At 61.4% G+C, this 15,055-nt stretch carries 10 protein-coding genes; all 10 read right to left on the bottom strand.

The window, feature by feature from the left end; translation table 11 throughout:
• Positions 1 to 128: 128 nt before the first annotated feature.
• The 10 genes from istB to nifH all read right to left on the bottom strand — a co-directional run bounded on the left by istB (position 129) and on the right by nifH (position 14,318).
• Positions 129 to 941, bottom strand: a complete 813-nt coding sequence (gene istB / locus K3F49_RS34245; RefSeq protein WP_234685266.1) for an IS21-like element helper ATPase IstB — start codon at positions 939 to 941, stop codon at positions 129 to 131.
• Complete coding sequence (gene istA, locus K3F49_RS34240; RefSeq protein WP_452101146.1) at positions 938 to 2,452, bottom strand: IS21 family transposase; 1,515 nt, start codon at positions 2,450 to 2,452, stop codon at positions 938 to 940. The genes istB and istA overlap by 4 nt, the downstream gene beginning before the upstream one ends.
• Positions 2,453 to 6,518: 4,066 nt before the next feature.
• Positions 6,519 to 6,815 carry a ferredoxin family protein gene (locus K3F49_RS34235; RefSeq protein ID WP_234685264.1) on the bottom strand — a complete coding sequence of 99 codons (297 nt, stop codon included), beginning with the start codon at positions 6,813 to 6,815 and terminating at the stop codon, positions 6,519 to 6,521.
• A gap of 38 nt (positions 6,816 to 6,853) precedes the next feature.
• Positions 6,854 to 8,161, bottom strand: coding sequence for an FAD-dependent oxidoreductase (locus K3F49_RS34230; protein ID WP_234685263.1), 1,308 nt, complete (start codon positions 8,159 to 8,161; stop codon positions 6,854 to 6,856).
• An 11-nt stretch (positions 8,162 to 8,172) separates the two neighbouring features.
• Positions 8,173 to 9,282, bottom strand: a complete 1,110-nt coding sequence (locus K3F49_RS34225) for an electron transfer flavoprotein subunit alpha/FixB family protein (RefSeq protein WP_234685262.1) — start codon at positions 9,280 to 9,282, stop codon at positions 8,173 to 8,175.
• A 225-nt stretch (positions 9,283 to 9,507) separates the two neighbouring features.
• Positions 9,508 to 9,699 (bottom strand): adenine nucleotide alpha hydrolase family protein, encoded by a 192-nt coding sequence (locus tag K3F49_RS34220; protein ID WP_234685261.1) that lies wholly within the window; start codon positions 9,697 to 9,699, stop codon positions 9,508 to 9,510.
• Between the two features lie 500 nt (positions 9,700 to 10,199).
• Positions 10,200 to 10,547: a nitrogenase stabilizing/protective protein NifW gene (gene nifW, locus K3F49_RS34215; protein WP_452101145.1), complete on the bottom strand. Its 348-nt coding sequence runs from the start codon at positions 10,545 to 10,547 to the stop codon at positions 10,200 to 10,202.
• Positions 10,548 to 10,741: 194 nt separating this feature from the next.
• Positions 10,742 to 11,932 carry a homocitrate synthase gene (nifV, locus tag K3F49_RS34210; protein ID WP_452101144.1) on the bottom strand — a complete coding sequence of 397 codons (1,191 nt, stop codon included), beginning with the start codon at positions 11,930 to 11,932 and terminating at the stop codon, positions 10,742 to 10,744.
• A gap of 685 nt (positions 11,933 to 12,617) precedes the next feature.
• Positions 12,618 to 13,325 (bottom strand): nitrogen fixation protein NifQ, encoded by a 708-nt coding sequence (locus tag K3F49_RS34205; RefSeq protein ID WP_452101143.1) that lies wholly within the window; start codon positions 13,323 to 13,325, stop codon positions 12,618 to 12,620.
• Positions 13,326 to 13,433: 108 nt separating this feature from the next.
• Positions 13,434 to 14,318, bottom strand: a complete 885-nt coding sequence (gene nifH / locus K3F49_RS34200) for a nitrogenase iron protein (RefSeq protein ID WP_027545437.1) — start codon at positions 14,316 to 14,318, stop codon at positions 13,434 to 13,436.
• Between the last annotated feature and the right edge of the window lie 737 nt (positions 14,319 to 15,055).

The following is a 15,055-nucleotide window of genomic DNA, read 5'->3' as shown; positions in this document are numbered from 1 at the left end:
TATAGCGCGACAATCTGGGTGGGAAGCGCGCGACAATCAGGATGGCGAGTCGGTGTCGCAGCGAGGTGATGATTGCCGCGATGATTGTCGCGCGCAAGAGTTTTGTTGGCTCTGATTGTCGCGGAGCGTCAATCAGCGAGTGTTTTTGGTGTCGCGTGCGAAGGTGGCCGTCCTGGTCCGCGCTTTCGCTCGAGCGCGGTGCGCCTGCGATAGCTCTCGACGTTCATTTCGATGATGGTGGCGTGGTGAACGAGGCGATCGATGGCGGCGAGGGTCATAGCGGGGTCCGGGAAGACCCTGTTCCATTCGCCAAAGGGCTGATTGGCGGTGATCAGCATCGAGCGCCGCTCGTAGCGTGCGCTGATCAACTCGAACAGCACGCTGGTCTCGGCCTGGTCCTTGGTGACGTAGGCAAGATCATCGAGGATGAGAAGATCGAAGCGATCGAGGCGGTTGATGGCGGCCTCGAGGTTGAGCTCGCGGCGAGCCACCTGGAGCTTCTGCACGAGATCAGTCGTCCGGGTGAAGAGGACGCGCCATCCGTTCTCGATGAGGGCCAAGCCGATGGCTGCCGCCAAGTGACTCTTTCCGCCGCCGGGCGGACCAAACAGCAGCAAATTGGCGCCCTTGCCGAGCCAACCATCGCCGGCGGCCAGCGCGGTGACTTGCGCCTTGGAGATCATCGGCACGGCCTCGAAGTCGAAGGTGTCGAAGGTCTTCCCGGCGGGCAGCCGCGCCTCGACAAGGTGGCGCTCGACGCGACGGCGGCCGCGTTCGGCGATCTCATGCTCGGCAATGATGGCGAGGAAGCGGGCGGCCGGCCAACCTTCCTTGTCGGACCGCTCGGCAAATTGCTGCCACAGCACCTTGATGGCGGGTAGCCGCAGCTCGTTGAGCAACAGATTGAGGCGTGCGGTGTCGACGGTGGTGGCCGTGTTCATGTGGCGTCTCCGATCTGGCTGGCGCCGATGAGGCACTCGTAGCTGGCGAGCGGAGCAAGCTGCACCATAACCTGCGGCACGCTGGCAGGATCCGGCGCGAAGTGGGCGCGCAGCCGTCCGAGGTCGGGCAGTTGGCCGGCGTCCAGGTCGGCGGCGAGCTGACCGGCGAGTTCGGCCTCGCAGCCGCGCTCGTGCGCCAGCGCAAGCAGATCGACCATGAGCCGGCAGGCTTTCCTGTCCGGCAGCCGTTCGCGCAAGCGATCGAAGGTCCGGCGATAGGCATCGCGCGGGAACAGCCGATCCCGGTAGACGAGATTGAGCAGCGCCATTGGCTTGCGCCGCAAGGAATGGATCACGTGCCGATAATCGACGACCTGGTCGTGCTTGCCATTGGGATGCGGTCGCCCACGCGGCAGGGTGACGAGATGGGTGCCGCCGACGAACACGTCGAGACGATCGTCGTAAAGGCGCACCCGCAGCTGGTGACCGATCAGGCGTGACGGCACGGTGTAGAACACCTTGCGCAAGGTGAAGCCGCCGCTTGACGTCACGCGGACAATCACCTCCTCGTAGTCTGAGGTACGGCGATCTGGCAACGCCTGCAGGGTGGCGCGCTCGTGGTCGATCCGCTTGGCGTTGCGGGCATTGCGGCGGCTAACGATCTCGTCGATGAAGCCGCGATAGGCGGTGAGATCATCGAAGTCGGCAGTGCCGCGCAACAGCAGCGCATCGGCGATCGTCCGTTTGAGATGGCCATGGGAGCTCTCGATCGCCCCGTTCTCGTGGGCGATGCCGCGATTGTTACGGGAAGGCCGCATGCCGTAATGGGCGCAGAGGTCCTCGTACCGCCGGGTCAGATCGTCTCTCGCATCGCGATCGAGATTGCAGAAGGCGGCCGACAGACTGTCGGTCCGATGCTCCCGCGGTGCGCCACCGAGCGACCACAGGGCATTCTGCAGCCCTTCGGCCAAAGCGACGAAGCTCTCGCCACCGAGCACGACATGGGCGTGCTCAAATCCGCAATAGGCCAACCGGAAGTGATAGAGGCGATGATCGAGCGGCATGCCCGCGACGGTGACCCCAAGCTCGCCCATGTCGGTAAAGTCCGACAGGCCGACCTGGCCCACTTCGTGGGTCTGGCGGAAGATGACCTCCTGCTCCTCACCGTGGATCGCCCGCCAGGCGCGGATCCGGCGCTCCAGCGTGCGGCGGATTCCAGCTCCGAGCTCAGGATGGCGCCGTAACATCTCCTCAAAGATCGCAACAGCCCGCACGCCGGGGGCGGCCTTGAGCATTGCCACCACTTCTGTCTCAAACACACTGGCCAACGGGTCCGGTCGGCGCCGGCCGCGGGCTCCCTTCTTCTGCGATGGAGCGCGAGGATCCTTCTCGATCCGATAAGCGGTCGAGGTGCTGAACGAGGCCTTGGCGGCAGCCACGGGCGGGGTATCGATCTGACGGTACTTCATGTAGAGCCTCATCTGGTGATCTGTGACGTGTTGGCCTGGCAAACGAGTGATTCCTCTTGGCGGAAGAACCACTTGCATAACCGGCCAGCCGCGATCACCCGACGGCGCGGTCCCCTATGGATCGCGCCGTCGTTGGGCTCGCAACTCCGGTCGGGCTACGCCCTCCCTGCGTCACGAGCCCAACGACGCTCTCTCATCCTGATTGACGCTCCGCTTCCATCCTGATTGCCGCGCGGCACNTGAAGGCACCGAATCGCTGGTGCCCGACGCCGAGGACACCCGCGATGTCCATCGTGGCCTGCCGGCACGCCGCCTCTTCCGGCCACCGGCTGAACCCGTTCACCAGGTTCGCTAGTCCATGCGGATCAAAATCAGAGAGCTGGCGCCGACGGATCTCCCCCGCGATTGTGATTGTGACTGTGCGGCAGTCCTCCCCGTACGGCCACCTGCTGAAACCATTCACCAGATTCGCCAGATCCTGGTGAGTAAAGTCACAGAGTCGGGCACCGCGGCGAAGGACCTCACTCGCAATCGCAAACGTGGCGTCGCGGCAGTCCGGCGATTCTGGCCACTTGCCAAAACCGTTCACCGCGTTCGCGAGATCCTGCTGATTGAAATCAGAGAGCTGGTCGTCGCGCCGACAGATCTCGCTGGCGATTGCGACAGTCGCATCGCGATAGTCAGCCTCTTCCGGCCACTTGCTGAACCCGTTCACCAAGGTCGCTAGTCCCTGCGGATCAAAGTCAGAGAGCTGGCGCCGACGAACCTCCCCGGCGATTGCGATCGTGACGTCGCGACAGTCCGCCTCTTCCGGCCACTTGCTCAAGCCGTTCACCAGGTTCGTCAAGTGCAGTCGGTTAAAGTCAGAGAACTCGCGCCGAAGGACCTCGCCGGCGAGTGCGACTGTGGCCTCGCGACACGCCGCCTCTTCTGGCCATTTGCTCAAACCGTTCACCAGGTTTGCCAGGTCTTGGTGATTAAAACCAGAGAGTCGGACGTCGCGGCGAACTTCACCGGCGATCGCGGACGTGGCTTGGCGAGACGCCACCTCTTCCGGCCACTTGCTGAAATCGTTCACCAGGTTTGCCAAGTCCTGATGATTAAAAGCAGAGAGCCCGAAGTGGCTGCGAGTACGGCGAAGGACCTCACCGGCGAGCGCGACTATGGAGTCACGACAGTCCGTCGCTTCCGACCACTTGCTGAGCCCATTCACCAGGGTCGCCAGTCCCTGCGGAGTAAAATCACAGAGCTGACGGCGATGGACCTCCCCGGCGATTGCGACGGCGGCGTCCCGACACGCCGCCTCTGCCGGCCACTTGCTCAAACCATTTACCAGGGTCGTCAGTCCCTGCGGAGCAAAATCACAGAGCTGCCGGCGTTGCACCTCCCCGGCGATCGTGACCGTAGCGTCGCGACAGTCCGCCGCTTCCAGCCACTTGCTGAATCCGTTCACCAGGTTCGCCAGTTCCTGGTGGGTAAACCCGGAAAGCCGGGCGGCGCGACGACGGACGTCCCCGGCGATTGCAACTGTGGCGTCGCGACAATCCGCCTCTTCGGGCCACTTGCCGAAGCCGTTCACCAAATTGGCCAGGTGCTGGTGACCAAAGTCAGAAAGCCTGAGCTCCCGGCGGCCGGCGCGGTGAAGGACCTCACCAGCGATTGCCACTGTGGCGCCACGACAGTGGGCCGCATCGGGCCACTTGCTGAACCCGTTCACCAGGCTCGCCAACTCCTGGTGATTAGAATCAGAGAGCCGGAAAGGACGGTCGGCGCGGCGACGGACCTCACGGGCGATGATTTCCGCACCCTCACGAGTTTCCGCCCGCTCTGGCCACTTGCTGAAACCGTTCACCAGCAACGACAGGCTTTGACTATTCAGCGACCCAACCCTGCCTTCATCGCGGCACAATTCGGCGATTCTGATCGTTCCATTGCGGCATGTCCTCGACCGCGGGTGCCGACCGAATGATGCCGCGAGGAGCGAAAGAGCTTTGGGTTCGGCTTCGCGCGCTGCCGTACCGTGAAGCCGCGACACCCGATCTGCCATCGCCTTGCAAGCTTCGACACCTTCCTGACCGCCGGCTTCACGGCTCACCGCGTTGCAAGCCGTGGCATAGCCCCATGATTTCCCGCGGCAGATATCATCCTCGAAGTGCGAGATAAATCGACTTCTGAACTGGGCGGCGGCCTTTTGCATGAAGGCTGCGTGAAGCCCGTCGCCCGCCCCCTGCAACCGTCTGTCATGCGCCACCACCGCACGTGAGAATCCACGGATATCATGGGCGAAATCAATCGCGTGTAGAGCTGTGTTAGATTGTTGTTCCGCGATTGCACTTTGCGTGCTCTGCGTGGCGCGACTGTCGATCCGACGCCTCTTTGGTCCGGCATCCCGGTCGGACACCGCCCCCCCTATAACGCGAAGACAGCTCTGTTTGCGCGCTTCCGGGTGGGCGATCCGTGCGTCCCGATTCGTCACCAGGACGGGGCGAGCCGGCCTGCCAAGTTGGTGCGCCACGATGGCGCTTGAGAGGTCGCTCCGAGCTAGCGCCGGCGACGTCCTGCGCGGCGACCTCGTCGCGGCGCCGCCTTTTTGGTCGGTGATCCAGGCTGGAGAGGGATTGCCTGTGCGAGGAAGGAGCGCTTTGTTGTGAACCCATGGAGTGATCGGCACGACGGCCCTCGGCACCGGAACGCGACGAACGTTCTTCCCAATGTGGCGCGCCACGGTACGACGGACATGGAATGCCAAGCAGGCTCTCACGCGTAGCAGCGGAGGCATCGGCAGACGTGCGGCGCAGGACATCGCTGCCCGAAGGCGGCCTTGCGGAGGACGTTCCCAGATCTCGGTTTTCAGAGTGCAGGCCCTGCACGACAGCACTGAACGTCGCGCCTTCTTTTGCATCGCCAATATCTGATTCGGCGTGAGACCCGAGCGTGTCGGGTCCGCTGGGCGCATTCCCAGATCGGTCAACTCCCCTCAAAATCCTTCTCCCAATGCAAGTGAGACTGCGCCGACTACAACGTTTGACCGCCACGGTCCGTCACGGCATCAACGACATTGTCTCGACACCTCGGGCGGCGCTCCTTACGCCGCGCTACGAGACGTGACTCGCCACAACCGGCAAGCGCCGACCGAATAATCTAGCGCGCTTAGGCATCGAAGCTATCCCCTGCACCTGACGTAAACCTGACCTGCGCACGGCCGAACTCTGGGCGACCCGGTGTCGGTTTGCGTTCCTCCTATTTCCCGACGTGTATTCGACTGCATCGGACGGGCTTACAGACGGCATCGGAACACTCATCTGGCCAAGTGATTGTTAGGAGATGCGATCCTGCAGAATATTTTGAGTTCTGCCGCGCCCGTTCGGTGATGGACTGAGCAGCGGACGAGCGGGCGAGGACAAGGATCGCCCGACAGGGGAAGGATAGATTGATCTCTCCGGCCTCGACCGCCAGCCGGAGCCTCGAACCTTTCCTCCGCTGACCCGTCGCTCGCCCCGAGGTGCTTTCTCGTAGCGGGGCGACTTCACGATTCTCGCGCAGCTCCGCGTCAACGAACCGCAGGGCGCCAACCGAAAAATTCTGAGTTGAGAAGATCCGTAATCCCGGACCGGGGCATAGTTGACCTAAGTTCATCCGGGTTCCATTTTTCGACCTACGCAGAAGGTGATAAACTCAGAACAAGATTTCATTTTGTTCAATGGAGTTAAGCGAAAGCAAGACGACGATCATGAGCCTGGGCACTCTTCGCGACCATGACCTGCGCTCTTTCGCCTTTGCGACGCTCGTTGGCGAGGCAGACACAGGCGAGGCCATCGGCGCGGCATTCCTCAGCCTTTAAATCCAACCCTTATCCAAATGAGAGCGGTGGCGACACGATCACCAGAGAATCGCGAGGGATGTTCGTCGAGGCCGACAGCCGCTAATAGTTTGGGCCAATCGAAGTGGTAATGCACTACGGAGCATAGTTCGCCAGGGGACCCTTTCATCCAAGTATTTTGGCATTGCTCGAACTTCAGTCTCTTCGCGCACGCAAGCTGTGGCAAAATGAATCTGCCGTCATATCTTCGTTCGGTCGGTGACAATCACGCGGCGGTAATCTTGGCCCTCACCCGAACTTGAATAACACTCCGTATCCGCCACGCGGATAGCTCCATTCGATGTCGCCGGTGGGCTCGCCGATGACGCGGCAGGTGCCGCACTCCATGCAGCCGTCGACCGTGACCTCGACCTGGCCCTTGTCATTGAGATCATAGCAGCGCGCGGGGCAGGCTTTCAAAAGCGCAAGGAGCTGCGGCGAGGGCCTGGTATGCGCACGCACCTTGATGTGGGGACGTCCGGCGTCCACAAGATAGCGGTTGCAAAATAACTTGTCTTCGACACGCACTGATCGCTCGACCTTCATAGTCAGCCTCATTGGTTTCGGGTTCGCGTTTCGAACAATTAGCGCCAGGCGCGGGCGAAGCGGAATGCATCGCCGAACAGCCCTATCCAGGACCGCGCATTGACAAAGGATTTCAGCGTCGACTTCTGTTTCTCGGACTTTGGCGTACCGTCCACCCGAAGGTAGGTCTGCATCGCCTTGGAGATGAGCTGGGGGTAGGTCAGGAAGAAGTTTTGCGAGTTGGTATGCATCAGCCTCGGCATGTCCTTGTACTTCTTCATGTCCTTCAAGACGAAGGAGCGGTCCAGCATCCTCTTGTAGAGCGCGAGATTTTCCGCAGTCATGGCAAGCCGGCGCGACTTCATCTGGAAGATCGCTTCGGCCGCGATCCGTCCGGACGTCATCGCAAGATTGGACCCCTCGCGATGAATGGCGTTGTTGAGCTGCGCCGCGTCACCGGCCACGACCCAACCGTCTCCGTAGAGCTGCGGGATGGCTTTGTAGCCGCCCTCGGGGATGAGGTGCGCGGAATATTCCTTGACCTCAGACCCCTCGATCAGAGGCGCGACCGACGGGTGGCGCTTGAAACGATCGAGCAGCTCGTAGGGCGTCTTTCCGGTGCGCTGAAAGTCTGCGACAAGACAACCGATGCCGAGCGAAATGCACTCCTTGTTGGCGTAGATGAAGCCCATTCCCGTCATGCCGCCGGAAATGGTGCCCGCAGCTTCGATGACAACGCCTTCGTCGCCGCTCAGATTGAAACGCGCTTCGATGGTCTCGCGCGGCAAAAAGTGCATTTCCTTCACCGCGAGAGCCACCTTGTTAGGCTTCGGGCGCTCGCGCAGGCGCGCACGCGTGCCAAGCAGCCCGTTCACGCCCTCGGCCAGCACCACGACATCTGCATGGATCTCGCCATGCTGGCGATCCGTACGAACACCGATGACTCTGCCATAGGCATCCTGCGCAAGATCGGTGACGGTGGTCTCGCACAGCACGGTCGCGCCTGCCTCGCGCACTTTTGAGGAGAACCATCGATCGAACTGGGCCCGGATAATCGTGTACCGGTTAGCCCGCTCTTCATTGAAATCCTCTGAGCGGTAATGCAGCCCAACATGGGAGCGATCATCCATGATCCAGAACCGTTGTTCGACCAGATGTCGCTCAAGCGGTGCGTCCTCCCGGAACTCCGGGATCAGCTTTTCCAGCATGTCGGCATAGAGTATTGCGCCCTGAACGTTCTTCGATCCGGCATACTCGCCGCGCTCGAGCTGCAGCACCTTCATGCCCTTCTTGGCCATAGTCAGTGCCGCCGCGTTGCCCGCCATGCCGGCGCCGACAACGATTGCATCGAACCTTTCCTCGATCATGATAACCTCCTTTAGCTCGCAATCCGGTCGCGCGAATGTGGCGAGAGCCGCGCACGGAACGCGTCCGTCAGCGCCGGCAACAGATGCATGGCGTCGCTGACGATGGCGATGTGGGCAAAGTCGAAGATCGGTGCGTTTTTGTCGGTATTGATGGCGACGATCAGATCGGCGCCCTCCACGCCAACCCGATGCTGGATCGCGCCGGAAACGCCTGCGGCGATATAGAGCTTTGGCCGGATCGTCTTACCCGTCTGGCCGATCTGTCGGTCGTAGGTGACCCATCCCTTTTGCACGAGCGGACGGGAACAGCCATATTCGGCACCGAGCACGCCGGCGAGCTGGCGCACAAGCTGAAAGTTTTCTTGACAACCGAGCCCAAGCCCGCCGGCGACCACGACGTCGGCATAGGCGAGATTGGATTTGGCCGAATCACGGTCGGGGATGAACGACAGCACCTTGGTCACGATATCGTCTTCCACCAGGCCGAGCGGATGGACGATGATGCGGCCGGGATCGCGCGCGACACGCTCCGGCATCGGCATCACGCGCGGGCGGACGGTTGCCATCTGTGGCCGGTAGTTCAGCGTGTAGATGGTGCAGAGCAGCGAGCCGCCAAAGGTTGGACGGGTGGCTGCAAGCGATCCATCCAGGTCAACGTCGAGGTCAGTGCAGTCGGCGGTGAGCCCTGTCAGGACAGTCGTGGCGACCGAGCCAGCAAGATCGCGGCCGAGCGTTGTTGCCCCTAACAGCAGGATCTCGGGCTTGTAGATCTCAACGAGATCGGACAGCGCCTTGGTGTAGGACTCGTTACGATAATCCGCGAGTACATTGTCGGCGACGAGATACGTCAAATCGGCGCCGTAACAGAAAGCTTCGAGCGCGGCGTTACGTGTGGCTTCGCCCTCAGGGCCGACGACAACAGCCGCGAGCTTAACCTTGAGCCTGTCGGCAAGCTTGCGGCCCGCCCCCATCAGCTCCCAGGAGACGGGATGCACTTGTCCGCGCCCCTGCTCGACGAACACCCAGACATGTTTGTAGGCTTTGAACCGGTCCGGCAACTGCTTCTTGGTTGCTGCGCGGCCCGCTGCGGCTGATGTGGGAGCCTTGATGACGTTGCTCATGGTTTTGCATTCTCCTTCCGATCCACGCGCCTGCGCGACACGATCGGCTCTGGCTTCGACTGTCGGTTGAACATGGACTTGATGAGCGTGTTCGCCGGTGCTCGCGGTTCACAGCCAGGCCTTCTTCGCGGAGGACGGTACCCTTGGTGCTCCGCATCAGAAGCTTCGGACGCGGAGATCGCGACCGACGGTTCTGGCGAGGTGGTTGAGCTGCAATAAACAGGACTACGTTGCGATCCAGGGGCCGACCTGGGCCAGGTCGCCGTCAATGGCCGACTTGCCAATGAAGACGACAGCGGTCCCACCAGATAGCTCCCTGGTCTTCGAGATCGCGGTCGTGCGCGCGTACGTCGTGGGTAGCGTCGCGTCATCGACAAAGGAGCATTCGGTAAACAGCACCGCAGCTTCGGCACCCAAGGTGCGCACCTTCCGCAGTCAGGGCTCGGGTGAATACGGTTCCATAGCGTGCACGGTGATCTCGCCGGCGGGCTAGTCACTGAACTGGGGGGCGCCTCCGCGGCTACGGCTTCGCGACGGTTTGTCGGCACACCCCGCTGCACAATCGTGTTTGACAGGAACCGCGCGCGGATTTGCGCTGGGTCGGGGACCTGTTTGATGCAGAGCACGCTATGCATGCGCTTCTCCAGGACAAGCTCGATTCGTTGTTGAGCGGACTTAGGTGCAGAGCAGCAAGTGTCATACCAACTGAGAACACCGCGAGGTCATGCACCAAAGGAATGAATTGGGCGCAGTTGCTAACTTGGTTCTTGGCATCGGGGACAACAGGGCCGCGACATACGTCGGAAACGCGACAGGGTCGTCTCCCGCGTCGCTCCACAGACTCGACCGAACGAAGAGGCGCGCGCCGAGGCGCGCCGCAGCTATTTGCTCTGCGGTATACGGCATTTCAGAGAACGCTATTTCAGCGCACTTAGCGGCACAAAGGCGGCCGGCTTCTTCGGCTCCGCGACCGCATCCTTCAGGACCTTGAAGACCCTCTGGTCGATTGGCGAAGACACCACGAACTCCGCATAGGCCTGCTCCAGCATCGCCTTGCAGCGTGCAGCGATCTCCACTTCCGCGGCACCGGCGAATTGCTCCTTGGCGAGATGTTGTCCCATGCGCTTTAGGATATGCAGGCGCGCGACATTGACGATCTTGGGATCGTAGTCGACGCCAAGCAGCGCAAAAATCTCCTCAGCCGAGGAGGCCTTGTTGAGCCGGTCGAGGACGCCGGTCCTCTGAAATTTATTGCTCATCGACATTTTCCCTGGATTGGCCCACCCGTCTCGGTCGAGATCCGGCAGCTCCTGGTTAGTTCGCAGAAACGGCCGTTTCAAGTGTGCACTGTTGGAGATGGCCACACAGCCCATGTCCTCGGACTTCGACGCGATCTGCGAGCGCTTCGGTCGCGTTCCGATCGATTTCGTGGCCGGCCAAGTAAAACTCGAGAGCTCACTCACGTGCGGTCGGACGAGCATTCGCAAACATCGCGCCAGATCGCCGCCACCGTCTCCCGCGCGACCAGCCTCTTGTGCTCGATGGCGTATTTTCGCACCCGGAACAGGATATGTCTGCTCTGCTCGGTGGTGGCGGAGAGTTGCAATTCCCCGAGCAGCTTGGTGATGGCCGAAAGCCCGGAATGCTTGCCGATGACGATCCGATTGGAGCGACCCAGCAAGTGCGGGTCGAGCGCTTGATAGGTGCGTTCGTCCTTCAACAGTCCATCGACGTGAATGCCGGATTCGTGCGTAAACACATGCTCCCCGACGATCGCCTTGTTGAGAGGAATCGCACGCGTGGCCGCGTTCGCGACCAGCGCGGCGACGTCTGTGAGCTCCGGCAGCACGATGCCGGTGTCACGCCCGTAGAGCTGTTTGAGTGCGACCGCAACTTCCTCGAGTGGCGCATTGCCGGCCCGTTCGCCGAGCCCGATGACAGTGACCGAAGCGTGGCTCGCGCCGCCCCTGATGGCAGCGAGCGTGTTGGCGGTCGCGAGCCCAAGATCGTCGTGGCCGTGAAATTCGAGCTCGAGATCGCTAGTGGCGCGCAGGCGCGCGATCAGCGCATAGGCGGAGTCGGGATCGAGGACGCTGAGCGTGTCGGCGACACGAAACCGGCGCGCGCCCGCGGCTTCCGCAGCCGCGATGAGACTGATGAGAAAGTCGACATCGGCGCGGGAGGAGTCCTCGCCTCCGACGGCGACATCAAGCCCTCGCTCGCGGGCGTAACCCACTACCCGCTTCACCTGCTGCAAGGCCTGGTCGCGATTCCCGCCCAGCTTGGCCGCGATCTGTACGTCTGAAGCCGGGATCGAAACATTGACCATCGACACCTTGGCCTCGATGGCCGCGTCGACATCTGCCTCACGCATGCGGCACCACGCAATAGGGGTGAGCGGCAGCCCCTCCTCGACAATGGCGCGGATGGCCGAGATCTCGTCATTGCCCATGGCGGGGGTTCCGGCCTCAATTTCCGTGATGCCGGCCCGCGCCAGCGCATGCGCGATGGCCACCTTTTCCGATGTGGTGAATGCAACACCAGGCGCCTGCTCGCCATCGCGCAGCGTGGTGTCATTGAGCACGGTCCGCTGGTTCCACAGCGAATCGGACCATGCCGGCTTGGCAGCGATGGCTTTGGCGTCAATCAACGAAGCCTCCTGATTGTGCTTGGCAAGGACTGCTTTGGCAAACCGCATGCCACGCCCGCAGCGTCCCACGCTATTGAAGATCCGTCATTTTTCGCCCGCGGTCGGATGTCGCCAGAACGACGGTGTCGCAAAACAGACGCGCCAGTTGAGCTCTCACCATTCTGCGTCCTGGATCAGTTCGGGTTACGGCGCGGATCGACTGTCAGACCGACGCGTCAGGGTTCATCGGTTCGCTAAACCAGGCACATCGCGTCGGGAGATTGGCTTCGGTCATAGTGACAAGGACGCCACCACCGTAAACAACGGGTCGGATGCTGGGTGGTATCGGTGTCGAAAACGGTTGTGAGACATCAGGCTTCATTCAAACGCAGCAGGACCGCTTGCACGACTGATCCACAATCTTATGGACGGAGGCCTGTCGGCGCCGGGATGCCGGAGTTGAGCAGCCTCGCCCGAACAGATCGCCGCAGCCGCATTCTCTGTCCGCGCCGGCCAAAGCACTGAGCCCGTCAAACCGCTACAGCTTGGGCGCAAGCCGGCCTTGAGCACAAGATCATCTCGCTGGTTGGCGCCGTAATCCGCTGCACCAGATTTGGCCGCGTCACCTGCACCTCGTCGGCCAGCTGCGCGTCCGTCGGGCGGCAGTTGCGCCAAAGAACTACCTATCGGGAGGCGGGAATACGGTTCAGTTGCCGCCCGCGACCGGAGCGGCCGGCGCCAACAGAACCTCACGCCGGCGCTCGGCCATGCGGCTCTCACCGCTTTCATCGCCAAAGCAGTGGTTGAAGTCCTTGCACTCTGTGCACACCGGCGTCGTGCACAAGATGAGCCCCTCGTCCTCGCATAGCCTGCGATAAAAGAAACGCTTCCAGCGCATGTTGTTGACGTTGCGCCTGGCGAGCGGCCCGAAATGGCGGTTGAGGAGACGCAACAGTTCACCACGATTACGCAATCCGAGATCTGCCCACAGATGATTCGGCTCCATGACGCGGCGCGCGATCATCGCGGCCAGCCAACGGCCGGTGTCCCCTTCCGTCGATCGTTGCGCGAGCAAGAGCTCACGTACCATTGTGACCTCGTCGTTGTCGACGTGCTCGAAATCCCGCGGCAACTCCTCCTCTTTGATCCGAACCGATGGAAAGCGTTGCTTGAGCAACGCCGCCAGCTGATCGCTGGACAGGCCGACCTTCTCGGACAAAAGACCACCATCCATCGCACCGGCAGCCAGAATGGACGCCAGCACGTGGCGGTCGAAACTGATGTCATTGCTTGTGTCGGCATCTGCGGGGAGCATCCCGGTCAGAAGGCGATAGCTGGCAATTGCGCGACGTCCCTGGACGCTCCCATCATTCGTCTCGACAACCATAACAGGATAGAACTGCTCTTCGAACATGGGCGTCCGCCACCCTTTCCACATTGGGTCAAGTTTGTATCACCGCGTCGGCCCTTGCCGGCCCTCCGTTTTGGATTGGGAGGGCCGGTGCTGTCGCGCTGCGTCCTTTTACGATGCTGCAAGTTCGGCAGCGCTTTTCCCGACGATGGACTCATCAACGGCCTTCATGATGCCGTGCTCCATCAGCATGTCCTCGAGCTCGTCCATGGTGATCGGAGTCGGGATGATGCCTTTGCCGCCATTGTTGTGGATCCTGCCCGCGAGGTTGCGATAGTGATCCGCCTGCTTGGAGTCCGGCGCGTATTCCAACACGGTCATGCGCCGCAGCTCCGCATGCTGCACGATGTTGTCGCGCGGCACGAAATAAATCAGCTCAGTGCCGAGCTTTTTGGCGAGCGCTTCCGCGAGCTCCAGCTCCTTGTCGGTCTGCCGCTCGTTGCAGATGAGGCCACCGAGCCGCACGCCGCCGGAGCTCGCATATTTCAGAATGCCCTTGGAGATGTTGTTGGCGGCATACATGGCCATCATCTCGCCGGACATCACGATGTAGATTTCCTGCGCCTTGTTCTCGCGGATCGGCATCGCAAAGCCGCCGCAGACGACGTCGCCTAGGACGTCATAGGAGACGTAGTCGCGCTCCTCATAGGCGCCGTTCTCCTCCAGGAAGTTGATCGAGGTGATGACGCCGCGGCCCGCGCAGCCGACCCCGGGCTCCGGGCCACCCGACTCGACGCAGCGGATGTCCTTATAGCCGATCTTCATCACGTCCTCGAGTTCGAGGTCCTCGACGCTGCCGGCATTGGCAGCCAGACTCAGGATCGTGTCCTGCGCCTTGGCGTGTAGAATAAGGCGAGTGGAGTCCGCTTTGGGATCGCAGCCCACGATCAGGATCTTGTGACCCATCTCCGCCAGCGCCGCCAGCGTGTTCTGGGACGTGGTCGACTTCCCGATACCACCCTTGCCGTAGAACGCGATTTGTCTCAGTGAAGCCATCTTGCTCTCTCCATCAACCGATTTGCCAAAGATTGCGTGCTATTTTGCACGCGAGCTTGTTTCTCTTTCAGAAACGGGGCACACGGGTCCAAGGGTAGGAGAGCATCGCTCGTCTTGCGCGTCGGCGTGCACTCAGCCCTTACTCAGTGTTGCTGCATCGCAGTAGCAACTGCCGTGCCAACGCCGGCGGCCTGTTTAAGCTTCTGATGATGCACTACAACTTCGCGAGATTTCTCATCGCGCTGGATGTTTCGAACCTGACAGCAGCTGTGGGGCTGTGTGTAATCTGACAGCGCTCACAATTTTTGACGAAACATAAGATTGATTGCGGCGCATTCGTGCGCCAGACGGAACTGCGGATGGTTTGAAATGCAACTGCGGTCGCGCCTCTCGGTACGCTTTTCAGAAATGATGCTCCGACCAGCGTCGAAACTTGAGCGCCACAGACCAAAGACAGGTGTTCGCGCTTGATGAAGATGTGATGACCGGTTGGTCTTCCCGTTCGCGCTGCAGCACGACATCGAAACCGAGACGCTTCCGAGTGCCAGCGCGCAGGGATGTCGATTGGCTCGAATTCTACTGTGCTGGCTGGGGTCCTCACGAGAGCGACGACGCATGAGCGGGCGCTGATCGATCATCGAGAGCCTGACTCAGGCCGCTCGCATGCGGCTTCTTCACGACAATCGACGGGGAGATCGCGATCGAGACATTAATGGCTGACCCACATGGCCGCTCCC

The organism is Bradyrhizobium monzae (genome assembly GCF_021458635.1).
In the GTDB taxonomy this organism is placed as follows: Bacteria; Pseudomonadota; Alphaproteobacteria; order Rhizobiales; family Xanthobacteraceae; genus Bradyrhizobium.
This window is presented reverse-complemented; position numbering and strand designations above follow the sequence as displayed.